Here is a 23,173-nt window from a genome sequence, read left to right as displayed (position 1 = left end):
AGCGAAGAGGAAGTTAAAACGCTTTCATGCACGGGTCAACAGTTCTGACAAACTTGGGTGGTTGGGCGAATGAAAACGCTCTCACTCACGCCGTCACTCTGTCACGGGGCGGCGGGCCAGCAGGATGCTCGCGACGATCACCCACACCCCGGCGAGCATGAAGGCGAAGAAGCCGACCCAGGGGATGAGGACCAGGACGCCCAGGGCGATCGCGGCCCAGCTCAGCCAGCGGGGCAGTGGGGAGTCGGCGGCGCGGACCGTGGCGAATCCCGTGGCCAGCAGCATCAGGCCCATGCCGACGACGAACGGGATGAAGAAGTCCTCATTGACGGCGTTGAGCGCCTGGAGCGCCTGCGGGGTCGCCGAGGACTGGTCCGAGAGGTCCAGCAGGGCCAGCGTGAGGGTCGCGCCCACCAGGAAGCCGACGGCGATCAGGACACCGCCGGCGAGGACGACCCGGTGCAGCCAGCCGCCGGCCGGGAGGTCCCGGACCGCGCGGGACAGGTACGCGGCGAAGAAGACGAACAGCACCGCGGCGATGACCAGGAGATACAGGCTCGTGCCGACCCGCCCCTGATGGCCGGTGTAGTAGAACCGCACCTGACGCCCCGGAGCGTCGTACTCCGGGGTGTCGCCGAGCAGAAGGAAGGCGACGAGCGTGAGGACCACGGCCGCGAGGCCGGTCAAAGGGGCGGCACGCATCACAGGGGCTGCACGCATGGGGACCTCCTCACCCCCCACGGCAGGGCAGGCCCCCTCGACTCCCACGGTGGCAGAGATACGGCGACTGTGCCATTCGGGTGAACCGGGCGCCGATGCGGACGGTCACGGCTCGTCATGCTTCGCGGCGGCGCCCGGCCTGCGCTTGCGCTTCCTGTGGTCAGCCCCGGCGTCGGGCCGCGGCCACCGCTCCGCCGCCGGCCACCAGGAGGGCCACGGCGCCGCCCGCGAGGTACAGGGTCAGGGAGTCGCCGCCGGTTTCGGCCAGGCCCGCCTCCTTGGCGGGGCCGCCCTGGGGCTTGATCTCGTCCGGGGGAGCCGCTGACGGGGCAGGGGCCGATGGGGCCTCGCAGGTGGCCTTCGCGAGGGTGAGGGTGCCCTCGACCTCGGCGACGCCCAGCTTCAACGGGTCGACCGCGACGTGGAGTTCGAGTGCCGTGGCGGCGGCCGCGTCCGAGGTGGTCGCACTCGTCGACAGGTCGAGACGGACCTCGCCGACGCCCGGGACCTTGACGTCGGTCGGACCGCCCGCGGTCACCGTGACCTTCTTGCCGAGCACGGTCACCGCGCCGAGGAGGTTCGAGGAGGCGGTCGGGGTCTTTCCGGCCTCGCAGGTCGCCTCGGAGGTGATGCCCTCGATCTCGACGAGGGACAGCAGCGGGAGGCCGGGGACGTGCACCTTCGCGTGGGCGAGCTCGGTGGTGGCCTCGGCCTTCCCGGCGGTGACCGTGGCCTTCGCGTCGGCGGTCTCGGCGGTGAGCACGCTGAACGGCCGGCCGCCGTCCACGCCGTCCAAGGTGGCGCTGAGGGCGGTTCGCCGGGCGCTCTGGGGGGCCTGGACCTCGTTGAGGGCGACCGCGAGCGGGACGTTCACGGTCTTGTCGAGCAGGGAGACGTCCAGCCCGGTGCGCAGGACGACGGCGCTTGCCCGGCCCTGCGCGCCGGTCGCGTGCGCGGCGCTCGCGCCCCCCAGTGCCGCGGGACCGGCGGCCAGGGCGGTGGCCGCCGCCACCGTGGCGAGACGGCGTGCGGGCATGCGGAAGTTGGTGCTGTTCAAGGTGGTGGGACCCCCAGAGAGGACTGGCTCGGGACCTCGAAAGGATGTCGCACCGCCCGTCGTTCGACAGCGTTCCCCAGGGAGTTCACACGATCGTGGCGCATCCGTGCACGCTTTCGAGCGCGTCTTCACCGGCCGTCACGGCGGCACCCGGCCGTGGCAGCACCCGGCCGTCACGGCAGCACCCCGCCGCTACGGCAGCACCCGGCCGTTCAGCACGATCCGAGTCGGGTCCGCCAGTACGCGTACGTCGGCGCGCGGGTCCTGTTCGTACACCACCAGGTCCGCCGGTGCGCCCTCGGTGAGGCCGGGGCGGCCGAGCCAGGCACGGGCGCTCCAGGTGGTCGCGGCCAGGGCGTCCAGCGGGGGGATCCCGGCGGTGACGAGTTCCGCGACCTCCGCCGCGACCAGGCCGTGCGGGAGCGTGCCGCCCGCGTCGGTGCCGACGAAGACCGGGATGCCGGCGTCGTAGGCGGCCCGGACGGTGTCGTAGCGGCGTTCGTGGAGTCGGCGCATGTGGGCGGACCAGCGGGGGAACTTGGACTCGCCGCCGTCCGCGAGCTTCGGGAAGGTCGCGATGTTGACGAGGGTCGGGACGATCGCGACGCCCCGGGAGGCGAAGAGGGGGATGAGGTCCTCGGTGAGGCCCGTCGCGTGCTCGACGCAGTCGATGCCCGCCTCCACCAGGTCCTGGAGGGAGTTCTCGGCGAAGCAGTGCGCGGTGACGCGGGCGCCGAGGCGGTGGGCCTCCGCGATGGCCGCCTCGACCTCGGCCCGCGGCCAGCTGGGCGCCAGGTCGCCCACCTCGCGGTCGATCCAGTCCCCCACGAGCTTCACCCAGCCGTCCCCGCGCCGGGCCTCCTGGGCGACGTACGCGACGAGGTCCTCGGGCTCGATCTCCCAGGCGAAGTTCCTGATGTAGCGGCGGGTGCGGGCGATGTGCCGGCCCGCTCTGATGATCTTCGGGAGGTCCTCGCGGTCGTCGACCCAGCGGGTGTCGGAGGGGGAACCGGCGTCGCGGACCAGCAGGGTGCCGGCCTCCCGGTCGGTCAGGGCCTGCTGCTCGGCCACGTCCCGGTCGACCGGGCCGTGCGGGCCGAGGCCCACGTGGCAGTGGGCGTCGACGAGGCCGGGCAGCGCCCAGCCCGACACCGTGCGGATCTCTCGGGCGGCGACGGGACGGTCGTAGGAGATCCGCCCGTCGACCACCCACAGCTCGTCCCGGACCTCCTCGGGGCCGACCAGGATCCGGCCCTTCACGTGCAGCACCGCGCGATCGCTCATGCCCCGCACCCTAGTCAGCCGGACGACAGGTCTCCGTAGCGGGCCGCCTCGGGCGCTGCCGGGCCCACCACGCGGTGGGCGGCCCGGTCGACGGGTTCAGCTTCCCTTCTCGTCCTCCACGTTCTCCACGTCGGCCATCGCCGGGTCGAGGAGACGGGAGAGGAAGTGCCGGGTGCGCTCGTGGCCGGGGGCACCGATGACCCGGGCGGGGGTGCCGTCCTCGACGATCACCCCGTCGTCCATGAACACGACCCGGTCGGCGACCTCGCGGGCGAACGTCATCTCGTGGGTGACGACCATCATCGTCATGCCCTCCTGGGCGAGCATCCGCATGACCGCGAGGACATCGCCCACCAGTTCCGGGTCGAGGGCCGAGGTCGGCTCGTCGAAGAGCATCACCTCCGGGCCCATGGACAGCGAGCGGGCGATCGCGACCCGCTGCTGCTGGCCGCCGGAGAGGGAGGCGGGATAGGCGTCGGCCTTCTCGGCGAGACCGACCCGCTCCAGGTTCTCGGCGGCCACCCGCGCCGCCTTCGCCTTGTCCCGCTTCAGGACCCGGCGCTGCGGCAGCGTGAGGTTCTCGGTCACCGTCAGGTGCGGGAAGAGGTTGAACTGCTGGAAGACCATGCCGATACGGCGGCGTACGGCGTCGATGTCGACGTCGGGATCGGTGAGTTCGGTGCCGCCGACGAAGACCTGCCCCTTGGTGGGCTCTTCGAGCAGGTTCACACATCGCAGCAACGTCGACTTGCCCGAGCCCGACGGGCCGATCACGCAGACGACCTCGCCCTGGCCGATCTCCAGGTCGATGCCCTTGAGGACCTCGTTGTCGCCGAACGCCTTGTGCAGGCCGCGTACTTCGATTTCAGCGCTGGTACTCACTTCACGGCCTCCTGGGCCTTCGCCTCCATACGGCGGACCACGAACCCGAGCGGGATCGTCACCAGCAGGTAGCACAGGCCGGCGACGAGGATCGGCGTGGAGTTGGCGGTCGTACTGGCCAGGTCGCGGCCGTACTTGGACAGTTCGCGTTCCTCCAGGGTGACGCCGAGGAACAGCACCAGCGAGGAGTCCTTGAACAGGAGGACCAACTCGTTGGTCAGGGGCGGGAGGATGATCCGGAACGCCTGCGGGATGATGATCGAGATCATGGCCCGGGCGGGCGAGAAGCCCAGCGAACGGGCCGCCTCCATCTGCCCCTTGGGCACCGCCTGGATGCCCGCGCGGATCGTCTCCGCCATGTAGGCGGCCGCGACCAGGCCGAGCGCGAGGGCGACCTTGCCGTAGGTGCCGCCGATGATCTCCGTGCCGGGGAACGCGAGCGGGACGGCCACGCCGATGAAGATGAAGATCAGCAGGGCGGGCAGGCCGCGGAAGATCTCGATGTAGACGCCGGCGAACCAGCGGTACGGTCCGACCGACGACAGCCGCATCAGCGCGATGACCATGCCGAGGACGAGTCCGACGACGAAGCCGGACAGCGTGTAGAGCACGGTGTTCTTCAGCGCCAGGGTGATGACGTCCGGGAACATCTGGTCGGCGATGTCGGCCTGGGCGAACTGGTTCTTCAGCCGCCCCCAGTCCGCCGAGACCGCGAAGGCGATCACGACGGCGACGAAGACGACGTACTGGATGCCGCGGGACAGGCTGCGCTTCTGACGCCTGGTCAGGCCCTTCTTGCGGGGCTGGAGTTGTGTGTCGGTGGCGGTCATGAGGCGGAGGGGGACGCCGCGGACTCGTCGTAGGGACCGATCCACTTCTCGTACAGCTTCTTGTACGTGCCGTCGGCCTTGGCGTCCGCGATCGCCTTGTTGACGGCGGCGAGCAGCTTGGTGTTGCCCTTCTTCACCGTGAAGCCGTACTGCTCACCGGTGTTGATCTGCCCGGCGAGCTGGAAGGCGTCGGCGTTCGCCTTGGTCTTGAGCCAGCCCTGGACGACGGGGTAGTCGATGACGACGGCCTTGACCTGGCCGGAGCGCAGGCCGTTGAGGACGGCGTCGGAGGACTCGAAGGAGACCGGGTCGAAGCCCTGGCTCTTGGCGTAGTCCTCGCCGGTGGTCTGGGCCTGCGCGCCGAGCTTGACCTTCTTGGCCTTGGCGTCGGCGAGCGAGGTGATCCCGCTGCCCTTGTCGACGAGGAGCGCCTGGGTGGCGTCGAAGTAGGGGTCGGAGAAGTCGACGTTCTTCTTGCGTTCCTCGGTGATGGTCATGCCGGCCGCGGCCAGGTCGCACTCGCCGGAGTTGAGGAAGGCGCCGGTCTTGAAGTTCTCGAAGGGGGTGTCGAGGATCTCCTGCTTCACGCCGAGGTCCTTGGCCACAAGGTCGACGAGCGAGACGTCGAAGCCCTGGACCTTGCCGTCGATCTCCGACTGGAAGGGCGGGTACGGCAGGTGGGTACAGGTGGTGAGCTGTCCGGCCTTGACCAGTTCGACCCCGCCCGCGGCGGTCTTCGATCCGCTGCCGCCGTCGTCGGTCGAGGTGCACGCGGTCAGGAGCAGCAGTCCGGCCGTGGCGGTGGTGGCGGCCAGGAGACGGGCCTGGGTGTGGGCTCTGCGGCCGGGGACGGTGTGCACGAGGACCTCCGGTGGGGGGAACGATGTGGTCGCGACGGGGTCGCCGGTCGGGTTGGGGCGCCGGTTACTCTCGTCACCTCTACCCCATCCGAGAAAAAGGCACCGCCGTGACACACCCGCTCCTGGACCTGGCCCCGCTGAGCGCCGCCCGCTTCGCCGAGATCGAGGACCGGGTGGCCCGGCTGCTGGACACCCGGCAGGACGTCGTGATCATGCAGGGCGAGGCGCTGCTGCCGCTGGAGGGGGCGATCCGGGGGACCGCCGGTCCGGGAACGACCGCGCTGAACGTCATCACCGGTCCGTACGGGCAGACCTTCGGGGACTGGCTGCGGGACTGCGGGGCGACGGTGATCGACCTGGCGGTGCCGTTCCACACGGCGGTGACGGCCGAACAGATCTCCGAGGCGTTCGAGGAGCACCCGTCGATCGACTTCGTGTCGCTGGTGCACGCGGAGGCGGCGACCGGCAACACCAACCCGGTCGCGGAGATCGGAGAGGTCGTACGGCGGCGGGGTGCGCTGTTCTACCTGGACGCGGTCGCTTCCGTGGGCGCCGAGCCGGTGCTGCCGGACGCGTGGGGTGTGGACCTGTGCGTGATCGGGGCGCAGAAGGCGATGGGCGGGCCCGCGGGGGTGTCGGCGGTGTCGGTGAGCTCGCGGGCGTGGGAGCGGATGGCGGCGAACCCGGGGGCGCCGCGGCGCTCCTATCTCTCCCTCCTGGACTGGAAGGAGCGCTGGATCGACGGCGGCCGTCGCGCTCTGCTGCACGCGCCGGCGCAGTTGGAGATGCTGGCGCTGGAGGCGTGCGTCGCGCGGATCGAGGCGGACGGGCTGGAGACGGTGATGGGCCGGCACCGGGGTGCGGCTGCGGCTGTGCGGGCGGGGGTGCGGGTCCTGGGCGGGGGCCTTGAGCCGTATGTGCACGCGGACGGGGCGGCGGCGCCGGTCGCGACGACGGTGCGTACGCCGGGCGACGTGAACGCCGCCGAACTGGTGACGCGAGCGCTGGAACTGGATCCCGCGGCTCCCTTGGCCGCGGGCGGTGGAGCCTTGTCCAAGGAGATGATCCGCGTCAACCACTATGGTCCGGACGCGACGCGGGAGGTTGTGCGGCGCTGCTTGACGGCGGTGGGGGCTGGGCTGGCGGAGAAGGGCGCGGTGGTGGACGTGGAGGGTGCGCTGCGCGCCGCGGAAGAGGCTTGGCGTTGAGCGCTTTGAGGTAGTGCCACTTCGGTTCGTCGGCGGGTGCGGGTCCGTCGTGGCTGGTCGCGCCCACGCGGCGGAGCCGCAAATCGACGCAGCCCCGCGCCCCTGTGGGACGCGTGCCCTGGGCGGAGTTGTTCTGCGCTGACACCCTGAACCCATGACCACACACACTCTTCCCGACGGGCGGCCCATCCCCCTGCTCACCGGCGACGAGCGGCCCATGCTGGAGAGTTGGCTGGACTTTCATCGGGCCACCCTTGAGCTGAAGTGCCGGGGGTTGGACGACGCGCAGGTGCGGGTCGCGGCCGCCGAGCCGTCCGCGCTCACGTTGCTCGGGCTGGTGCAGCATCTGGCCGAGGTGGAGCGGAACTGGTTCCAGCGGGTCGTCGGAGGGTTGGATCTGCCGCCCGTGTTCGACGAGCCCACCGGTTACGTCCTCGATCCGCGCCGCGGGCTCGACGAGGCGCTGGCGATCTGGCAGCGGGAGGTCGCGCGAGGGCGGGGGGTGTGTGGAGGAATACGCGCGCCACAACGGGCACGCCGACATCCTGCGGGAACGTATCGACGGGGTTACCGGAGCATAATTGGCGAGGTAATTCCCGAGTTTATCGGAGCTTAGCTTCCCGTATTCTTCTGCCCGCTTTCCATCGTCCTAAACGCAAAGATTCTGCGAACGCTCAGAGGCTGAATTCGGGGAGATCTCGTGGGGGTTACACGGCTGTGACGCGTTACACATCTTGATCGAATTGCCCCATATTTGCTGGGCACAGTGGGGCGTATCGGGCACTTCTCGCGCGTTGCTGCGCGCACGCGTGATAACACACCGAGCGTCCGTACGTAACCCCATCCGGCGATGCAATTTTGAATTTCCCTCGGTAAATTCAATTCGCATGACTGCCGCACAAGCAGACCTGCAAATCGACCGACCCACGGTCGCGGACGGAGCCGCGCTATGGCGGATCGCCCGCGACTCCAAGGTCCTCGACCTGAACTCGTCGTACAGCTATCTGCTGTGGTGCCGCGACTTCGCCGCCACCTCGGCCGTCGCACGGAACGACAGCGGGGAGCCGGTCGGCTTCGTCACCGGGTACGTCCGCCCGGACCGGCCCGGCACCCTGCTGGTCTGGCAGGTCGCCGTGGACTCCGCGTACCGCGGCCGCGGTCTCGCCGCCGCCCTCCTGGACGGCCTCACCGCCCGGCTCGCCGCCGAGCGCGGGCTCACCACCGTGGAGACCACGATCACCCCGGGCAACACGGCCTCCGAACGGCTGTTCACCTCGTTCGCCGAACGCCGTGGCGCCGCCGTCGAGCGTGAGGTGCTGTTCGACACGAGCCTGTTCCCCGACGGGCCGCACGACCCCGAGGTCCTCTACCGCATCGGCCCCCTCTCCCCCTGACCACGGCCGACGCGCGCAGCGGAACGACCGCCGACCGACCACCCGCACTTCTCCCCCACGCACCCGAGGAGCGATTCGTCGTGACCATCACCCAGCCCGACCTCAGCGTCTTCGAGACCCTCGAGTCCGAGGTGCGCAGCTACTGCCGCGGCTGGCCCACCGTCTTCGACCGCGCGCAGGGCAGCCGCATGTACGACGAGGACGGCCACGAGTACCTGGACTTCTTCGCCGGCGCCGGTTCACTGAACTACGGCCACAACAACCCGGTGCTGAAACGGGCGTTGATCGACTACCTGGAGCGGGACGGCGTCACGCACGGGCTCGACATGTCGACCACCGCCAAGCGCGCCTTCCTCCAGACCTTCCAGGACCTGGTGCTGCGCCCGCGCGACCTGCCGTACAAGGTCATGTTCCCGGGCCCGACGGGCACGAACGCCGTGGAGTCCGCGCTGAAGCTGGCGCGGAAGGTGAAGGGACGCGAGGCGATCGTGTCGTTCACCAACGCCTTCCACGGCATGTCCCTCGGCTCGCTGGCCGTCACCGGCAACGCCTTCAAGCGGGCCGGCGCCGGCATCCCGCTCGTGCACGGCACCCCCATGCCGTTCGACAACTACTTCGACGGCACCGTCGAGGACTTCCTGTGGTTCGAGCGGCTCCTGGAGGACCAGGGCTCCGGTCTCAACAAGCCGGCCGCCGTGATCGTCGAGACCGTGCAGGGCGAGGGCGGCATCAACGTCGCCCGCCGCGAGTGGCTCCAGGCCCTCGCCGCGCTGTGCGAGCGGCAGGACATGCTGCTCATCGTCGACGACATCCAGATGGGCTGCGGACGGACGGGCGCCTTCTTCTCCTTCGAGGAGGCGGGCATCACCCCCGACATCGTCACCGTCTCCAAGTCCATCAGCGGATACGGCCTTCCCATGTCCCTGTGCCTGTTCAAGCCCGAGCTGGACATCTGGGAGCCGGGCGAGCACAACGGCACCTTCCGCGGCAACAACCCGGCCTTCGTCACGGCCACCGCCACCCTGGAGCAGTACTGGGCGGACGGTTCCGCGATGGAAAAGCAGACCCGCAAGCGCGGTGAGCAGGTCGAGCAGGGGCTCATCTCCATCACCGAGGAGAACCTGGCCGACATCAAGGAGTACCGCGGCCGCGGGCTGGTGTGGGGCCTGGAGTTCCACGAGAAGGCGCGCGCCGGCCGGGTGGCGCACCGGGCCTTCGAACTCGGGCTGCTCATCGAGACGTCGGGCCCCGAGAGCGAGGTCGTGAAGCTGCTCCCGGCGCTCACGATCACCCCCGACGAACTGGACGAGGGCCTCAGCATCCTCGCCCGCGCCGTACGGGAAACCGTCTGAAACACCACCTAGGAGGCATCGCAACACCGTGATCGTCCGTTCGTTCAAGGAGATCGAAGGCACCGACCGGCACGTGAAGGCCGCGTCCGGCACATGGGAGAGCAAACGCATCGTGCTCGCCAAGGAGAGGGTCGGCTTCTCCGTGCACGAGACGATCCTGTACGCGGGTACCGAGACGTCGATGTGGTACGCGAACCACATCGAGGCCGTCGTGTGCGTCGAGGGCGAGGCCGAGCTCACCGACGACGAGACCGGGCAGAAGTACACGATCACGCCCGGCACCATGTACCTCCTCGACGGGCACGAGCGGCACACCATGCGGATCAAGGAGGACTTCCGCTGCATCTGTGTGTTCAACCCGCCCGTGACCGGCCGGGAGGACCACGACGAGAACGGCGTCTACCCGCTGCTCACCGAACCCGAGGAGGTGTGATGACCGTGACCATCACCGACCTGTACCCCAGCCGCGGCACCACCGAGGTGTCCGTCCCCCGCAAGGACCCGGTCGTCTGGTCGGCCCCCGGTGCGCCGGGACCGATCGCCACGGCCGAGCTGGAGTCGTTCGAGCGCGACGGCTTCCTCGCCGTCGACCAGCTCATCGGACCTGACGAAGTCCCCGTGTACCAGCGCGAGTTGGAGCGTCTCGTCACCGACCCGGAGATCCGCGCGGACGAGCGCTCGATCATCGAGCCGAAGTCCAAGGAGATCCGCTCGGTCTTCGAGGTGCACAAGATCAGCGAGGTGTTCGCGAACCTGGTGCGCGACGAGCGGGTCGTCGGCCGGGCCCGGCAGATCCTCGGCTCGGACGTCTACGTCCACCAGTCGCGGATCAACGTCAAGCCCGGTTTCGGGGCCAGCGGTTTCTACTGGCACTCCGACTTCGAGACCTGGCACGCCGAGGACGGCCTGCCCAACATGCGTACGGTGTCCGTCTCGATCGCGCTGACCGAGAACTACGACACCAACGGCGGTCTCATGATCATGCCGGGGTCGCACCGCACCTTCCTCGGGTGCGCGGGGGCCACCCCGAAGGACAACTACAAGCAGTCGCTCCAGATGCAGGACGCGGGCACGCCCTCGGACGAGGCGCTGACCGCGATGGCCTCCGAGTACGGCATCAAGCTCTTCACGGGCAAGGCGGGTTCGGCGACCTGGTTCGACTGCAACTGCATGCACGGCTCCGGGGACAACATCACACCGTTCCCGCGCAGCAACGTGTTCATCGTGTTCAACAGTGTGGAGAACCAGGCCGTGGAGCCGTTCGCGGCTCCGATCCGGAGGCCGGAGTTCATCGGCGCGAGGGACTTCACGCCGGTGAAGTGAGCCGGTGAGCTGGTCTCACAGCCACGACAGCGACGCGGCCGCCTCCAGTACGTTCCGTACGGCGGCCGCGTCGCCTGTCGTGTTCCGGGGCACCGTGTCCGGGGCGTACCGCCCGCCGACCAGCAGGCAGAAGTCCACGGGATCCAGGGTGAGTTCGGCGGCCACGGGATCGCTCTGCGAACCCAGGACCCACTCCTCGCCGCCCCTGACCGCGAGCAGCACGGGCGGCGCCCCGGCCCCGAGGGCTCCCCCGAGAATCCGCACGGCCAGCCGCACCAGCTGCCCCAGGTGCTCCTCGGGCGGCGGCGGTACGGCGATCCCCAGGGCGCGGCCGATGTCGTCGGTGTGGATCCACGCCTCGAAGCCGCGCACCAGGAAGTGCTCGGTGACCGGCAGCCTGATCCCCAGCAACAGTGTGGTCCCGGCGGCGAGTTCGGAGTCGCGGGCGTACGGGGTGGCGAGCAGGTCGGCGGCCTGCGCGGACCAGGCGGCCACGGTCTCCTCGGGCGTACGGCCGTACTCGTGCGCGATCACCTCGGCGGTCCGGCGCTCCCAGGCGGCCCCCCACTCCGCGTCCTCGTCGATCCGCGCACCCGGCACCCTCGCCCCCACACCGAGCCGCAGCGCCAAGTGCTCGTCGGCGGCGAGGAGATGGGCCAGGGTGGCGTGCACGTCCCAGTCGTGCACCACGGGCGTGGACCACCGCCCCGCCAACTCGGGCAACAACGCCCCGAGCGCTGCGACGGCGGCCGCGTAGGGGGCAGCGTGCCGGGCCACGGGCGCCGGGGCGGACCGGGTGCGCCGGGCGCGGGCGAGGAGGGCGTCGAGGGGAGACGTGGCACCACCGGCACCCGCCGCGCCGGCCGACTCCGCCGGTGGCCCGTCCAGCAGTCGTGCGGTCGTGCGTAGCCGTTCCGCCTCCGCCGCGCAGCTCTCGCAGGTGGCCAGGTGTGGTCGGACCGTGTGTTCCTCAACCGGTTCCAGGGCGCCGAAGGCCCAGGCGGCCAGCAGGTCTCGTACGTCGTCGTGATCGGTCACCGGATGCCCCCTTTCCCTGTGTTCCCCTGTCGCCGCCCCGCCACGGGCGGCGTCATGCCTGTGGAGCCCTCATGCGGGGCCGCCCTCACGCGCCCCTGTCGTCATCTTGCCCCGGTCGTCATCATGCGCCTCTCTCCAGGGCCGGATCCGGTGGGTCGGCCAAAGTCTCCGCCAAGGTGCGCAGCGCGGTCCGCAGCCGGGTCTTCGCGGTGCCCTCGGGGATGCCGAGTTCCACGGCGGCCTGCCGGTAGGTGCGGCCGGCGAAGTAGGCGAGGTGCACCACCTCCCGCTGCGGCTGCGGGAGTTCGGCGAGGGCGGTGTGCAGTCGCAGGGCGCGTTCCCGGTCGACGACCGCCTCGGCGGGGCCGGGTGAGCCGTCCGGGATGGCGTGCAGCGCGAGGTCGTCGGCGAGGGCGTCCTTGCGGTGCCGGGCCTCGCTGCGCACCCAGTCGACGGCCCGCCGGTGGGCGAGCAGCGACAGCCAGGTGCGCAGGCTGCCCCGGCGCGCGTCGAAGGCGTACGGCCTGCTCCACAGCTGGGCGAAGACCTCCTGCGCCACGTCCTCGGCCGCGGCCCCGCTGCGGGTCACGCGCAGCGCGACGGCCCGCACCAGCCCGCCGTACACCCCGTACGCCTCGGCGAGCGCGGACTCGTCGCCGTACACCAGTCGCCGGTGCAGCTCCGCGTCTGCGGGTTGCTGTACGGACGTCGTCCCGTCCGTGGACTCCACGGCACCACCACCCCTTGGTGCCTTCCTAGCGTCCCCGGCGGCCCGGCGCCAGCGGTTCAGTCAGACAGGGCGTCCAGAAGCCGGTCCACATCCGCGGTCGTGTTGTACAGGTGGAAAGAGGCCCGCAGGTTGCCGGCCCGGTTGGACACCTCGATACCCGCCGCGCTCAACCCGGGCTGCCGCCCGCCGAGTCCCGGCACGGACACGATCGGCGAGCCGGGGGCGGGCAGCGGGGCGTGGCCGAGGTCCGCGAGGCCCGTGCGGAAGCGGTCCGCGAGGGCGAGGTCGTGGGCGCGCACGGCGTCCACGCCGAGTTCCTCCAGGAGTTCGAGGGAACGGCGGGTTCCCGCCCAGGTGAACAGGGCCGGGCTGACGTCGAACCGCCGGGCGGAGTGGGCCAGTTCGGTGATGGGGCCGTAGCAGCTGTCCCAGGGGACCTCCCCCGCGACCCAGCCCGCGAGCACCGGCTTGAGATCGCCGAAGCCCTCGGACTCCGGCGGCACGACGAGGAAGGCGGCGCCGTGCGGGCCGAGCAGCCACTTGAAGGTGGTGGAGACGGTGTAGTCGTACGACTCTGCGTCCACCGGGAGCCAGCCCGCGGCCTGGGAGAAGTCGACGTAGGTGCGGGTTCCGTGGGCCCGCGCGGCCTCCCGCAGGGCGGGCAGGTCGGCGATCCGGCCGTCGGCGGACTGTGCGGCGCTGACCGCGACGAGGGCGGTGCCGGGGCGGACGGAGTCGGCGAGCCGCTCCAGCGGCACGATCCGCACCTTGAGGTCGCCGCGGGCGTGGAAGGGGTTCACGACGGAGGTGAAGTCGTCCTCGGCGGTGAGGACTTCGGCGCCCGGCGGCAGCGAGGCGGCGACCAGACCGGAGTAGGTGGACACGGACGGGCCGGCCGCGACCCGGGCCACGGGGACACCGGCGAGGCGGGCGAAGGCGGCCCGGGACTGTTCCACGTCCTCGAACAGCGGGTCCAGCGGCCGGCCCTCGGCGCGGATCAGCGCGGCCTCCTGGAGGGCGGTCACGGTGCGGGCCGGGAGCAGACCGCTGCTCGCGGTGTTGAGGAAGGTGTTCTTCGGGGCGAACTCGGCGCGGACGAGGCTCTCGAAGGTCTCCATGGGTCCACTGTGGGGCCGTAAGACCTGTCGGTCCATTGCGATTCTTTACGTGGTTCCGCTAAGGAACGCTTATACGTCCGCGCCGACCTGCGCTTTTGTCAGTGCTGCTGCGGTACGGCGCATCCGTCGGGGCCGCAGGCCTCGGCGTCCGCGGCGCCCTGGTCGATCAGCTGGAGCGGGGAGCGGTCGCCCCAGGCCTGGGTGAGGGCCTGGGTGAAGACCTCGGCGGGCTGGGCGCCGGAGACGCCGTACTTGCGGTCCAGGACGAAGAAGGGCACGCCGTTCGCGCCGAGCTCGGCGGCCTCGCGCTCGTCGGCGCGGACGTCGTCGGCGTAGGCGGTGGGGTCGGCGAGGACCTTGCGAACCTCGTCGGCGTCGAGACCGGCCTCCACGGCGAGCTCCACGAGCCGCTCGTCGCCCTCGCTGTACAGGGACCGCTCCTCGGCGAAGTTGGCCCGGTAGAAGATCTGGATCAGCTCGTCCTGCCTGCCCTGCTCCTTGGCGAGGTGCAGGAGGCGGTGCAGGTCGAAGGTGTTGCCGTGGTCCCGGTCGCGGGTGCGGTAGGCGAGGCCCTCGGCGGCGGCCTGGGCGCCGAGGTTCTCCTCGCCGGCCTGGGCCTGGGCCTCGCTCATGCCGTACTTCTTGCTGAGCATGGCGAGCACGGGCTGCACGTCCCCCTTGGCCCGCCCCGGGTCCAGCTCGAACGACCGGTGCACGACCTCGACCCCGTCACGGTGCGGGAAGGCCTCCAGCGCCTTCTCGAAGCGGGCCTTGCCCACGTAGCACCAGGGGCAGGCGATGTCGCTCCAGATCTCGACGCGCATGGTTCGGCTCTCTCCAGGGTCGTACGGGTACGGAGACTCCCTCCGCTTCAATGGGTGAACATTCAAGCAGCGGGTTCCATTCCCCACCGCACCGTGCGGCGGCGCTCAACTTCCGTCGCGCAGGTCGGCCGGCCACTCCGGCCGGAACTCGATGTGGTCGTAGGTCACCACGCAGCCCGCGCCCATCGGGGACTGGGCCATGAAGCCGACCAGGGCCGCGCCGGTCTCCTTCTCGTCGCCCAGGGTGAACAGGCGGACGAAGGTCCAGTGCTTGCCGTCGCGGGAGGCGTGGAAGGCGAAGGCGCGGCCGGTGCGGCTGACCCGGAGCCACACCGAACTGCCGTCCACGGTGAAGGAGTTGCAGTCGTCGGAGTGGCCGCGGGTGACGACCGTGCAGACGGTGGGCACGTCCGGGGAGTTCTCCAGGCAGAGCTTGGCCCAGGCCCGCTCGCCGACGTGGACGTACAGCACCCCCGCGTCGAAGGACCCGTTGAAGCCCACGGTGACGCGGGCTATCAGCTGGAAGTCCCCCTCGGGGGAGCCGAGCAGGCGGGGCGCGTCGGAGGCCGGGTCGAGCGCCTCCCCCGTGGGCGGCACGAACCGGTCCTGCCGGGGGCCGGCCCAGCCGGAGAGAATGCCGTCCTCGTGGGCCCAGTGCCCGTCGGGGCCGTAGGTGCGGAGAGGGAAGGGGAGTTCGGGGAGTTCGACGTCCATCCTCAGAGTTTTCCAGTTCCCTCTCCGCGCCCGGCGCCCGGGTGTCTAGCGTTCGAGACGGTTGTTGAAACGGCGGGGCAGGCCCAGCGGGTTGTCGTCCCGCAGCTCCGGCGGCAGCAGCGCCTCGGGGGCGTTCTGGTACGCCACCGGCCGCAGCCAGCGCTCGATCGCCGTGCCGCCCACCGACGTGGACGTGGACGTGGTCGCCGGGTAGGGGCCGCCGTGGTGCTGGGCGGGGGCCACCGCGACCCCGGTCGGCCAGCCGTTCACGAGGACCCGGCCGGCCAGCGGGGTCAGCTCCGCCAGGATCTCCCCGCCGCGGCCCTGGCCGGCGGCCTCCGCCTCGGACAGGTGGACCGTCGCCGTGAGGTTGCCGGGCAGCCGGGACAGCACCGAGCGCGCCTGGGCGTCGTCGTCGTAGCGGACCACCACGGTCACCGGGCCGAAGCACTCCTCGAGGAGCAGGTCGTACGCCCCCTCCTCGGTCAGCTTCTCCGCCGCGACCGTGAGGAAGCCCGCGCTGACGGTGTGCTCGCCGCCCGCCCCGGGCGTCACCGGCGACTCGACCTCGGGGAGCTGCGCGCGCTCGGCGACCCCGGCGACGAAGTTGTCCCGCATGCGGTGGTCCAGGAGGACGCCCGCGTCGGTGTTGCTGACGGCGTCGGTCAGGGACTTCACCAGGCCGTCGCCCGCCGCGCCGGACGGCACGAGGACCAGGCCGGGCTTCACGCAGAACTGGCCGACACCGAGGGTCATGGAGCCGGCGAGTCCGGCGCCGATGGCCTCCGCGCGCTCGGCGGCCGCCTCCTCGGTGATCACGACGGGGTTCAGCGAGCCCAGCTCGCCGTGGAACGGGATCGGGACCGGACGCGCGGCCGCCGCGTCGAACAGGGCGCGGCCGCCCTTCACGGAGCCGGTGAAGCCCGCGGCGGCGATCAGCGGGTGCTTGATCAGCTCGATGCCCGCCTCGAAGCCGTGGACCAGGCCGAGGACACCGGCCGGGATGTCGTGCTGGGCGGCGGCCCGGCGCAGCACCGACGCGACCAGCTCGGACAGGGCCGGGTGGTCGGGGTGGGCCTTGACGACGACCGGGTTGCCGGCCGCGAGCGCGCTCGCGGTGTCGCCGCCGGCCACCGAGAAGGCGAAGGGGAAGTTGGAGGCGGAGTAGACGGCGACGACGCCGAGCGGGACCTTGTAGCGGCGCAGGTCCGGGACGGGCGGGGTCGCGGTGTCGTCGGGGTGGTTGATCACCACGCCGAGGAACTCGCCCTCGTCGACGATGTCGGCGAAGGCCCGCAGCTGGTAGCTGGTGCGGGCGAGCTCACCGGTGAGCCGGACCGGGCCGAGCGCGGTCTCGGCGTCGGCGGCCTCGACGAGGTGGTCCTTGGAGTCCTGGAGCAGGTCGGCGGCGGTGCGCAGGAAGGCCGCGCGGACGGTGCGGTCGGCGAGGGAGGCGCGCGCGTCGTACGCGGCGCGGACAGTGGCGTCCACCTCCTGGGCTGTGGCCTCCACCGCAACCTGTTCGCGCTGCTTCCCGGTTCGGGGGTCGACACTCCAGACTGGTGCTGCTGCCACCGCGGGTCCCTCCAGGTGTATCCGGGTCATTCACCAGGAACGTTCGATATGCTGAACGCTGTCTCTGATGGTGAATATGCTGCTGGAGACTATAACTCTGGTTCTCGTCCAACGAAGGGGTCAAGGGCGATGTCGGCAGGCGAGACGGGCGGCGGGTCACAGGTCAAGTCCGCGGTACGGACGGTTGAACTGCTCGAATACTTCGCCGGGCGCCCCGGCATGCACTCCCTGGCGGCCGTCCAGGAGGCCGTCGGTTACCCCAAGTCCAGCCTCTACATGCTGCTGCGCACGCTGGTGGAGCTGGGCTGGGTGGAGACGGACGCGACGGGCACGCGGTACGGCATCGGGGTGCGGGCGCTGCTCGTCGGCACCTCCTACATCGACGGCGACGAGGTGGTCGCGGCGGCCCGGCCGACCCTGGACCGGCTCTCGGACGACACCACGGAGACCATCCACCTCGCGCGCCTGGACGGCACCAACGTCGTCTACCTCGCCACCCGGCAGTCCCAGCACTACCTGCGGCCCTTCACGAGAGTCGGCCGCCGGCTCCCGGCGCACTCCACCTCCCTCGGCAAGGCGCTGCTGAGCACCTACTCCGACGAGCAGGTCCGCAAGATGCTGCCGGAGACCCTGCCCGCGCTGACCGAGCACACCATCACCGACCGCGAGAAGCTGATCGAGGAGCTGCACCAGATCCGGGAGCAGGGCTTCTCGGTGGACCGCGAGGAGAACACCCTGGGCCTGCGCTGCTTCGGCGTCGCGATCCCCTACCGCACCCCCGCGCGGGACGCGATCAGCTGCTCGGTACCGGTCGCCCGCCTGACCCCGGCCCACGAACAACTGGTGAAGGACGCCCTGTTCGACGCCCGGGACCGGCTGACCCTGGCGACCCGCAGGCTCTGACGGACCCACCCCCTAGGCTCGGAGTATGCAGATCGCGCTCCGAGAGGTCCATGACAGTGATCTGCCGGTCTTCTTCCGGCAGATGAACGATCCCGAGGCCCTGCACATGGCCGCGTTCACCCCGAAGGACCCGGCCGACCGGGACGCCTTCGACGCCCACTGGAAACGGATCCGGGCCTCGGACGCCGTGCACCGCACGGTGCTCGCGGACGGTGACGTGGTGGGCAGCGCGGCGGTGTACGGCGAACCCGGCGAGCGCGAGGTGACGTACTGGATCGACCGCGCCTACTGGGGGCGTGGTATCGCCACGGCGGCCCTGCGCGAGCTGGTCGTCCAGGTGCCCGAGCGTCCCCTGTACGCCCGGGCGGCCACCGACAACACCGGCTCCCTGCGCGTGCTGGAGAAGTGCGGGTTCCGGATGACCGCCCGGGCCTCCGGGTACGCCAACGCGCGCGGCGCGGAGATCGAGGAGTTCGTCCTGGTGCTGGACGCCTGACACCGCCGTAGCGGCAGCGTTGTATGAGCGTCCGATGAGAAAAGCTGACGCATGGGAACGATTCGTTCGCGCCTGATCGTCTTCTGAGTGGGATGAACAAGACGATCAGGCGCGCATCGGTCTTCGCGCTGCTCCTGGTGTTCGCTCTGCTGGTTCGGGCGACCTGGGTGCAGTTCTACGAGGGCCAGGCACTCGCGGACGACAAAGACAACCGGCGGAACGTGATCGAGACGTACTCCTCGCCGCTCGGGAACATCATCGTGGCCGGAAAGGCCATCACAGGTTCCGCGAGGACGACGGGCAGCGACCTCGCGTACAAGCGGACGTACACGAACGGCAAGCTGTACGCGGCGGTGACGGGCTACGCCTCGCAGGCCTACGCCCCGACGCAGCTGGAGGGCATCTACGCCGACCTCCTCAACGGCACGGACAGCCGGCTGAAGACCGTCATGGACACGATCACCAACCAGCGGGCCGAGCCCGGTGATGTGATCACGACGATCGACCCGGCCGTGCAGAAGGCGGCCTACGACGCGCTCGGCGACAAGAAGGGCGCGGCCGTCGCGATCGACCCGGCGACCGGCAAGATCCTCGCGGTCGTGTCGACGCCGTCGTACGACCCGTCCTCGCTGACGGACGCCAACACCGCGGGCACCGCCTGGAAGCGGCTGAACGCCGACTCCGACAAGCCGCTGACCAACCGCGCGCTGCGCCAGCCGCTGCCGCCCGGTTCGACGTTCAAGCTGGTGGTGGCCGCGGCCGCGCTGGAGGACGGCCTGTACTCCTCGGTGGACGAGAGGACCGCGAGCCCGGACCCGTACACCCTGCCGGGCACGGTGACCCCGCTGGGGAACGAGAACGCCTCGGCGCCCTGCGAGAACGCCTCGATCCGGGTCGCCCTCGAGTACTCCTGCAACACCGTCTTCGCGAAGATGGCCGTCGACCTCGGCCAGGACAAGGTGAGGGCGATGGCCGAGAAGTTCGGCTTCAACAACGCCGCGCAGGACATCCCGGTGCGGGCCTACGAGAGCGTCTATCCCTCCGGGATGAACAAGTCCTCGACCGCCCTGACCGGCATCGGCCAGTACGACGTCACCGCGACCCCGCTCCAGATGGCCATGGTCTCCGCGGCCATAGCCAACGGCGGCAAGCTGGTGACGCCCCACATGGTCTCGACGATCACCGACAACGGCGGCGATGTCCTGAAGAACTACGACGACGAGGCGAGCAGCACGCAGATCGTCAGCTCGCGGACGGCGGAGCAACTCCAGTCGGCGATGCAGTCGGTGGTGACGGACGGCACCGCCACCAACGCGAGGATCGACGGTGTCACGGTGGGCGGCAAGACGGGCACCGCCCAGCACGGCGAGAACAACAGCCAGACGCCGTACGCCTGGTTCACGTCCTACGGGAAGGCGGACGGCAAGGAGGTCGCCGTGGCCGTGGTGGTCGAGCAGTCGAACGCGGCCCGCTCTGAGGTCAGCGGAAACGGACTGGCCGCCCCCGTGGCCAAGGCCATGATGGAGGCGGCCCTCAAGAACTGAGCGGTTCCGGTGGTTACTCGACCCCCGTGGTTACCCGAGCCCGGTGGTCACTTGGCCCCGAGCAGCTGCTCGATGGGGTCGATCGCGAAGTACACCAGGAACAGCGCGGCCGTCCCCCACAGCAGCCAGTGGATCTCCTTCGCCTTGCCGAGCACGAGCTTGATCACGACGTAGGCGAGGAAGCCCGCCCCGATGCCGTTGGTGATCGAGTAGGTGAAGGGCATCACGGCGATGGTCAGGAACGCCGGGATCGCGATGTCGTAGCGGTCCCAGTCGATGTGCTTGACCTGGGTCATCATCAGGAACCCGACGGCGACCAGGGCGGGCGCGGCGGCCTGGAGCGGCACGATGGTCAGGAGCGGGGTCAGGAACAGCGCGAGGCCGAACAGCCCACCGGTGACCAGGTTCGAGAAGCCCGTGCGCGAGCCCTCGCCGACCCCGGCCGCCGACTCGATGTACGACGTGGCGGAGGAGGCGGACGCGGCGCCGCCGGCCACCGCCGCGGCCCCGTCGATGAGGAGCACCCGGCCCAGGTTGGGCACCTTGCCCTTCTCGTCCAGCAGCCCCGCCTCCGCGCTGATGCCGACGACCGTGCCCATGGTGTCGAAGAAGTCGGACAGGATCAGCGTGAAGATCAGCAGGACGACGGTGATCACACCCACGCCGGGCGCGCTGAAGGCACCGAACAGGCTGAAGTGACCGATGAGTCCGAAGTCGGGGGTGTCGACGATCTTGTCGGGCCAGGCCGGGGTCGTCAGTCCCCAGGTCTTGATGTCGGCGATCGAGTTGATGATCATCGCGAGGATCGTCATGGTCACGATGCTGATCAGGATCGCGCCCTTGACCTTGCGGGCGAGCAGCCCGATGGTCAGCAGCACGCCGAGACAGAACACCAGGATCGGCCAGCCGCTGAGGGCGCCGGTGCCCCCGAGCTGCACCGGCACGGTGGTGTTCGCCGCGTCGGGGATGCGGCTGACGAATCCCGCGTCCACGAAGCCGATGAAGGCGATGAACAGCCCGATGCCGACGCTGATCGCCTGCTTGAGCGGTTGCGGGATGGCTCTCATGACGGCCTCCCGCAGGCCGGTGACCACGAGGACGCAGATCAGCAGGCCTTCCAATACGACCAGCCCCATCGCGTCGTCCCAGCTCATCAGCGGGGCGATCTGGAAGGCGACGACGGCGTTCAGCCCGAGCCCGGCGGCGAGCGCGAGCGGCAGGTTGCCGCCCACGCCCATGATGATCGTCATCACCGCGGCCACCAGGGCCGTCGCGGTGGTCAGTTGGACCGCGTCCAACTGGTGCCCGAACTTGTCCTTCGCGCTGCCGAGGATGATCGGGTTCAGGACAAGGATGTAGGCCATCGTGAAGAACGTGGCGAAGCCGCCTCGTATCTCCCGGGTGAAGGTGGACCCCCGTTCGGAGATCCTGAAGTACTGGTCGACGGACATGGTGGCTGCTCCCTGATGCCTGAATGATCTGTGTGCGGATGCTGGCTGGATTGTCCTCGTGTTGAACCTGGTTCGGGTTTTCCCCGTGTTACGGAATCGGACCCGATGAACCGGACACCGTTCGAAGACCCGTACGAGAACATGCACACGATCCACTGCTACGCTTCCGGATCTCGTCCCGGCACGCCCGGAACGATCACATGTCATTCACATGACACCCACCGTGAGAGAGGTAGTCCGTGGGCACTGTCGTCGACGACGACGCCTCCGTGGAGTTCCATGCCTTCTTCGAGCGCCATTACGCCGAACTGTCCCGTCTCGCCCATCTGTTGACCGGTGAGTCGGACGCGGCGGACGATCTGGCGGCGGACGCGTTGCTGGCGCTGTGGCACCGCTGGGACCGGGTGCGTGCGGCCGACCACCCGGCGGCCTACGCGCGCGGGGTGGTCGCCAACCTGGCCCGCACCCGCATCCGCAGCGCGGTCCGCGAGCGCCGCCGGATCGCCCTGTTCTGGTCCCAGCGCGAGGAGAAGGTCGAGAACCCGGACGTGGCGGGCGTGGTCGACGTCCAGGAGGCCTTGCGCAGGCTGCCGTTCCGCAAGCGGGCGTGCGTCGTGCTGCGGCACGCCTTCGACCTCTCCGAGAAGGACACCGCGCTGGCCCTGGGTGTGTCGGTCGGTACGGTTAAGAGCCAGACCTCGAAAGGGATGGCCGAGCTGCAACGGCTGCTCGGCACCCGGAACGCCCCGCTGAGGATGCAGGCCGCGATGGCACGCACCGGTGACGCCGGAGGAAGGGACCGATGACCATGCAGCGGGACGTGCACGGCGAACTGCGCGCCCGGCTGCAGGGCGCGGCCGAGGAGCACGAGCCGAACCGCGAGCGGATCCTCGCCCGCGTCGAGCGCGGCATGTCGGAGCAGAGCCGCCCCGACCACCGGGCGACCCGGCCGCCGGTGTACGGCTGGGTGCGGGTGGTCAGCGCCACGGCCGCGGTCGCCTGCGTCCTGGGGCTCGGTGGCTACGCGGTGGCGTCCGCGGTCAAGGACGAGCCGACCGCGCAGAAGTCGGTCGCCGCCACGGACACGCCCACCCCGTCCCCCGACGCCACGAGCCGCCCGCCCGCCCCGCCGGCGGATCCGACCCCGCGCTCCACCCCCACCCGGAAGCCCGACAGGCCGAGCGGTACGCCCTCGCACACCCCCAGCGCCTCCCCCCGGGTGCAGGCCTCCGGGGTGAAGGACGGTCCGCTGTGGTCGGACGGCTCGGTGGACCCGCACAGCAACGAGTTCTGGGCGCAGAGCAATCTGACCTTCAAGACCTCCGAGCAACTGACCGCGCTCACCGTCGAGTTGCGGATCGCGCAGACCGGCGGTGTCACCAACGCCGGCGCCTGGCGGTCGCTGCCCGAGGACGACTTCACGCTCACGGTCGCCGAGAAAGACGGCTTCCTCGTCTACACCTGGGTTCTGAAGGACGGCCGTACGGTCCCCAAGGGCGAGTGGGTGTTCGCCGGGCAGTACAACCACGAGCGCGGCGGCAGGGACGCGAAGGACGACGCCTACACGGCGACGGCGGCTACGAAGTCCGACGAGCTCGCGGTGAAGGGCGGCTTCGCGGCGACGGATGACGGTTCGGCGGGCGAAGGGGACTCGTAGGCGTCGCTTCTTGGGCTGATCTTTGGCTGATCTTGTGCTGAAGTGATACTTCTGGGTCCGAAGTGACACAACCTCACGTTCGTTTCAGACGTCTTTTCCAGTGCACCGACCTGTCGACCTGAGCCCCCCTCGGTCGGCAGCTGCCGGCTGCAGCCCCCCTCGGGCCGGCACGCGGAACGCCCCGCCTGTGACGACAGGCGGGGCGTTTCGTCG

Annotated in this window: 23 protein-coding genes and 1 pseudogene; 11 read left to right on the top strand and 13 right to left on the bottom strand. The window is 70.3% G+C overall.

Annotation, left to right across the window (positions count from 1 at the left end):
* Nucleotides 1-93: 93 nt before the first annotated feature.
* The 6 genes from OHN19_RS33505 to OHN19_RS33480 all read right to left on the bottom strand — a co-directional run bounded on the left by OHN19_RS33505 (nucleotide 94) and on the right by OHN19_RS33480 (nucleotide 5,633).
* A complete protein-coding gene (locus OHN19_RS33505; RefSeq protein ID WP_330267789.1) occupies nucleotides 94-720 on the bottom strand; it encodes a hypothetical protein in 627 nt (208 codons plus the stop codon).
* A 160-nt stretch (nucleotides 721-880) separates the two neighbouring features.
* Entirely contained in the window at nucleotides 881-1,777 is an 897-nt protein-coding gene (locus tag OHN19_RS33500; protein ID WP_330267788.1) for an SCO1860 family LAETG-anchored protein, read from the bottom strand.
* 192 nt (nucleotides 1,778-1,969) lie between these two features.
* Entirely contained in the window at nucleotides 1,970-3,061 is a 1,092-nt protein-coding gene (locus tag OHN19_RS33495) for an amidohydrolase family protein (RefSeq protein WP_330267787.1), read from the bottom strand.
* A gap of 96 nt (nucleotides 3,062-3,157) precedes the next feature.
* On the bottom strand, nucleotides 3,158-3,943 hold the full coding sequence (locus OHN19_RS33490) for an amino acid ABC transporter ATP-binding protein (protein WP_330267786.1): 786 nt from the start codon (nucleotides 3,941-3,943) through the stop codon (nucleotides 3,158-3,160).
* Nucleotides 3,940-4,773: an amino acid ABC transporter permease gene (locus tag OHN19_RS33485; protein WP_330267785.1), complete on the bottom strand. Its 834-nt coding sequence runs from the start codon at nucleotides 4,771-4,773 to the stop codon at nucleotides 3,940-3,942. Before OHN19_RS33485 ends, OHN19_RS33490 begins: the two co-directional genes overlap by 4 nt.
* Nucleotides 4,770-5,633 carry a transporter substrate-binding domain-containing protein gene (locus OHN19_RS33480; RefSeq protein WP_330267784.1) on the bottom strand — a complete coding sequence of 288 codons (864 nt, stop codon included), beginning with the start codon at nucleotides 5,631-5,633 and terminating at the stop codon, nucleotides 4,770-4,772. The genes OHN19_RS33485 and OHN19_RS33480 overlap by 4 nt, the downstream gene beginning before the upstream one ends.
* Before the next feature lie 107 nt (nucleotides 5,634-5,740).
* Between OHN19_RS33480 and OHN19_RS33475 the strand changes: the two genes are divergently transcribed.
* The 6 genes and pseudogenes from OHN19_RS33475 (at nucleotide 5,741) to thpD (ending at nucleotide 10,910) form a co-directional block, all read left to right on the top strand.
* A complete protein-coding gene (locus tag OHN19_RS33475; protein WP_330267783.1) occupies nucleotides 5,741-6,841 on the top strand; it encodes a pyridoxal-phosphate-dependent aminotransferase family protein in 1,101 nt (366 codons plus the stop codon).
* A 154-nt stretch (nucleotides 6,842-6,995) separates the two neighbouring features.
* Nucleotides 6,996-7,422: pseudogene (locus OHN19_RS33470) on the top strand (DinB family protein).
* A 306-nt stretch (nucleotides 7,423-7,728) separates the two neighbouring features.
* Nucleotides 7,729-8,235 carry a diaminobutyrate acetyltransferase gene (gene ectA / locus OHN19_RS33465; RefSeq protein WP_330267782.1) on the top strand — a complete coding sequence of 169 codons (507 nt, stop codon included), beginning with the start codon at nucleotides 7,729-7,731 and terminating at the stop codon, nucleotides 8,233-8,235.
* Between the two features lie 80 nt (nucleotides 8,236-8,315).
* Complete coding sequence (gene ectB, locus OHN19_RS33460) at nucleotides 8,316-9,587, top strand: diaminobutyrate--2-oxoglutarate transaminase (protein ID WP_330267781.1); 1,272 nt, start codon at nucleotides 8,316-8,318, stop codon at nucleotides 9,585-9,587.
* 28 nt (nucleotides 9,588-9,615) lie between these two features.
* Nucleotides 9,616-10,020: an ectoine synthase gene (locus OHN19_RS33455; RefSeq protein WP_020140787.1), complete on the top strand. Its 405-nt coding sequence runs from the start codon at nucleotides 9,616-9,618 to the stop codon at nucleotides 10,018-10,020.
* Entirely contained in the window at nucleotides 10,020-10,910 is an 891-nt protein-coding gene (thpD, locus tag OHN19_RS33450) for an ectoine hydroxylase (RefSeq protein ID WP_330267780.1), read from the top strand. The genes OHN19_RS33455 and thpD overlap by 1 nt, the downstream gene beginning before the upstream one ends.
* 15 nt (nucleotides 10,911-10,925) lie before the next feature.
* Here thpD and OHN19_RS33445 read toward each other — a convergent pair whose 3' ends face one another.
* From OHN19_RS33445 to OHN19_RS33420, 6 genes are all read right to left on the bottom strand, one after another.
* Nucleotides 10,926-11,948, bottom strand: coding sequence for a maleylpyruvate isomerase family mycothiol-dependent enzyme (locus OHN19_RS33445; protein ID WP_330267779.1), 1,023 nt, complete (start codon nucleotides 11,946-11,948; stop codon nucleotides 10,926-10,928).
* 121 nt (nucleotides 11,949-12,069) lie between these two features.
* On the bottom strand, nucleotides 12,070-12,678 hold the full coding sequence (locus OHN19_RS33440; protein ID WP_330267778.1) for an RNA polymerase sigma factor: 609 nt from the start codon (nucleotides 12,676-12,678) through the stop codon (nucleotides 12,070-12,072).
* Nucleotides 12,679-12,734: 56 nt separating this feature from the next.
* Nucleotides 12,735-13,796 (bottom strand): aminotransferase class V-fold PLP-dependent enzyme, encoded by a 1,062-nt coding sequence (locus tag OHN19_RS33435; RefSeq protein ID WP_330267777.1) that lies wholly within the window; start codon nucleotides 13,794-13,796, stop codon nucleotides 12,735-12,737.
* Between the two features lie 98 nt (nucleotides 13,797-13,894).
* On the bottom strand, nucleotides 13,895-14,620 hold the full coding sequence (locus OHN19_RS33430; RefSeq protein WP_330267776.1) for a DsbA family oxidoreductase: 726 nt from the start codon (nucleotides 14,618-14,620) through the stop codon (nucleotides 13,895-13,897).
* A 105-nt stretch (nucleotides 14,621-14,725) separates the two neighbouring features.
* On the bottom strand, nucleotides 14,726-15,334 hold the full coding sequence (locus OHN19_RS33425; protein WP_330267775.1) for a DUF1349 domain-containing protein: 609 nt from the start codon (nucleotides 15,332-15,334) through the stop codon (nucleotides 14,726-14,728).
* A 45-nt stretch (nucleotides 15,335-15,379) separates the two neighbouring features.
* Nucleotides 15,380-16,909: an aldehyde dehydrogenase (NADP(+)) gene (locus OHN19_RS33420; protein WP_330267774.1), complete on the bottom strand. Its 1,530-nt coding sequence runs from the start codon at nucleotides 16,907-16,909 to the stop codon at nucleotides 15,380-15,382.
* A 129-nt stretch (nucleotides 16,910-17,038) separates the two neighbouring features.
* On the opposite strand from OHN19_RS33420, the gene OHN19_RS33415 reads away from it, so the two are divergent.
* The 3 genes from OHN19_RS33415 to OHN19_RS33405 all read left to right on the top strand — a co-directional run bounded on the left by OHN19_RS33415 (nucleotide 17,039) and on the right by OHN19_RS33405 (nucleotide 19,852).
* Nucleotides 17,039-17,812 carry an IclR family transcriptional regulator gene (locus OHN19_RS33415; protein WP_020121403.1) on the top strand — a complete coding sequence of 258 codons (774 nt, stop codon included), beginning with the start codon at nucleotides 17,039-17,041 and terminating at the stop codon, nucleotides 17,810-17,812.
* 25 nt (nucleotides 17,813-17,837) lie between these two features.
* On the top strand, nucleotides 17,838-18,308 hold the full coding sequence (locus OHN19_RS33410; RefSeq protein WP_330267773.1) for a GNAT family N-acetyltransferase: 471 nt from the start codon (nucleotides 17,838-17,840) through the stop codon (nucleotides 18,306-18,308).
* A gap of 92 nt (nucleotides 18,309-18,400) precedes the next feature.
* Nucleotides 18,401-19,852, top strand: coding sequence for a peptidoglycan D,D-transpeptidase FtsI family protein (locus OHN19_RS33405; RefSeq protein WP_330267772.1), 1,452 nt, complete (start codon nucleotides 18,401-18,403; stop codon nucleotides 19,850-19,852).
* A gap of 47 nt (nucleotides 19,853-19,899) precedes the next feature.
* Here OHN19_RS33405 and OHN19_RS33400 read toward each other — a convergent pair whose 3' ends face one another.
* Nucleotides 19,900-21,303 carry an NCS2 family permease gene (locus OHN19_RS33400; protein WP_330267771.1) on the bottom strand — a complete coding sequence of 468 codons (1,404 nt, stop codon included), beginning with the start codon at nucleotides 21,301-21,303 and terminating at the stop codon, nucleotides 19,900-19,902.
* A gap of 239 nt (nucleotides 21,304-21,542) precedes the next feature.
* Between OHN19_RS33400 and OHN19_RS33395 the strand changes: the two genes are divergently transcribed.
* Nucleotides 21,543-22,109: a SigE family RNA polymerase sigma factor gene (locus OHN19_RS33395; protein ID WP_330267770.1), complete on the top strand. Its 567-nt coding sequence runs from the start codon at nucleotides 21,543-21,545 to the stop codon at nucleotides 22,107-22,109.
* Nucleotides 22,106-22,960, top strand: coding sequence for a hypothetical protein (locus tag OHN19_RS33390; RefSeq protein ID WP_330267769.1), 855 nt, complete (start codon nucleotides 22,106-22,108; stop codon nucleotides 22,958-22,960). The genes OHN19_RS33395 and OHN19_RS33390 overlap by 4 nt, the downstream gene beginning before the upstream one ends.
* Nucleotides 22,961-23,173: the final 213 nt, after the last annotated feature.

The sequence above is a fragment of the Streptomyces griseorubiginosus genome (genome assembly GCF_036345115.1).
GTDB classification, from domain to species: Bacteria; Actinomycetota; Actinomycetes; order Streptomycetales; family Streptomycetaceae; genus Streptomyces; species Streptomyces griseorubiginosus_C.
Note: the sequence above shows the minus strand (reverse complement) of the source record. Positions and strands in the feature narration are given on the sequence as shown.

What these genes read in the sequence shown, in the direction of transcription:
- OHN19_RS33505 (WP_330267789.1), bottom strand. Translation starts at nt 720, where the DNA reads ATGCGTGCAGCCCCTGTGATGCGTGCCGCCCCTTTGACCGGCCTCGCG.
- OHN19_RS33495 (WP_330267787.1), bottom strand. Translation starts at nt 3,061, where the DNA reads ATGAGCGATCGCGCGGTGCTGCACGTGAAGGGCCGGATCCTGGTCGGC.
- OHN19_RS33485 (WP_330267785.1), bottom strand. Translation starts at nt 4,773, where the DNA reads ATGACCGCCACCGACACACAACTCCAGCCCCGCAAGAAGGGCCTGACC.
- ectA (WP_330267782.1), top strand. Translation starts at nt 7,729, where the DNA reads ATGACTGCCGCACAAGCAGACCTGCAAATCGACCGACCCACGGTCGCG.
- thpD (WP_330267780.1), top strand. Translation starts at nt 10,020, where the DNA reads ATGACCGTGACCATCACCGACCTGTACCCCAGCCGCGGCACCACCGAG.
- OHN19_RS33435 (WP_330267777.1), bottom strand. Translation starts at nt 13,796, where the DNA reads ATGGAGACCTTCGAGAGCCTCGTCCGCGCCGAGTTCGCCCCGAAGAAC.
- OHN19_RS33430 (WP_330267776.1), bottom strand. Translation starts at nt 14,620, where the DNA reads ATGCGCGTCGAGATCTGGAGCGACATCGCCTGCCCCTGGTGCTACGTG.
- OHN19_RS33425 (WP_330267775.1), bottom strand. Translation starts at nt 15,334, where the DNA reads ATGGACGTCGAACTCCCCGAACTCCCCTTCCCTCTCCGCACCTACGGC.
- OHN19_RS33415 (WP_020121403.1), top strand. Translation starts at nt 17,039, where the DNA reads ATGTCGGCAGGCGAGACGGGCGGCGGGTCACAGGTCAAGTCCGCGGTA.
- OHN19_RS33410 (WP_330267773.1), top strand. Translation starts at nt 17,838, where the DNA reads ATGCAGATCGCGCTCCGAGAGGTCCATGACAGTGATCTGCCGGTCTTC.
- OHN19_RS33405 (WP_330267772.1), top strand. Translation starts at nt 18,401, where the DNA reads ATGAACAAGACGATCAGGCGCGCATCGGTCTTCGCGCTGCTCCTGGTG.
- OHN19_RS33400 (WP_330267771.1), bottom strand. Translation starts at nt 21,303, where the DNA reads ATGTCCGTCGACCAGTACTTCAGGATCTCCGAACGGGGGTCCACCTTC.
- OHN19_RS33390 (WP_330267769.1), top strand. Translation starts at nt 22,106, where the DNA reads ATGACCATGCAGCGGGACGTGCACGGCGAACTGCGCGCCCGGCTGCAG.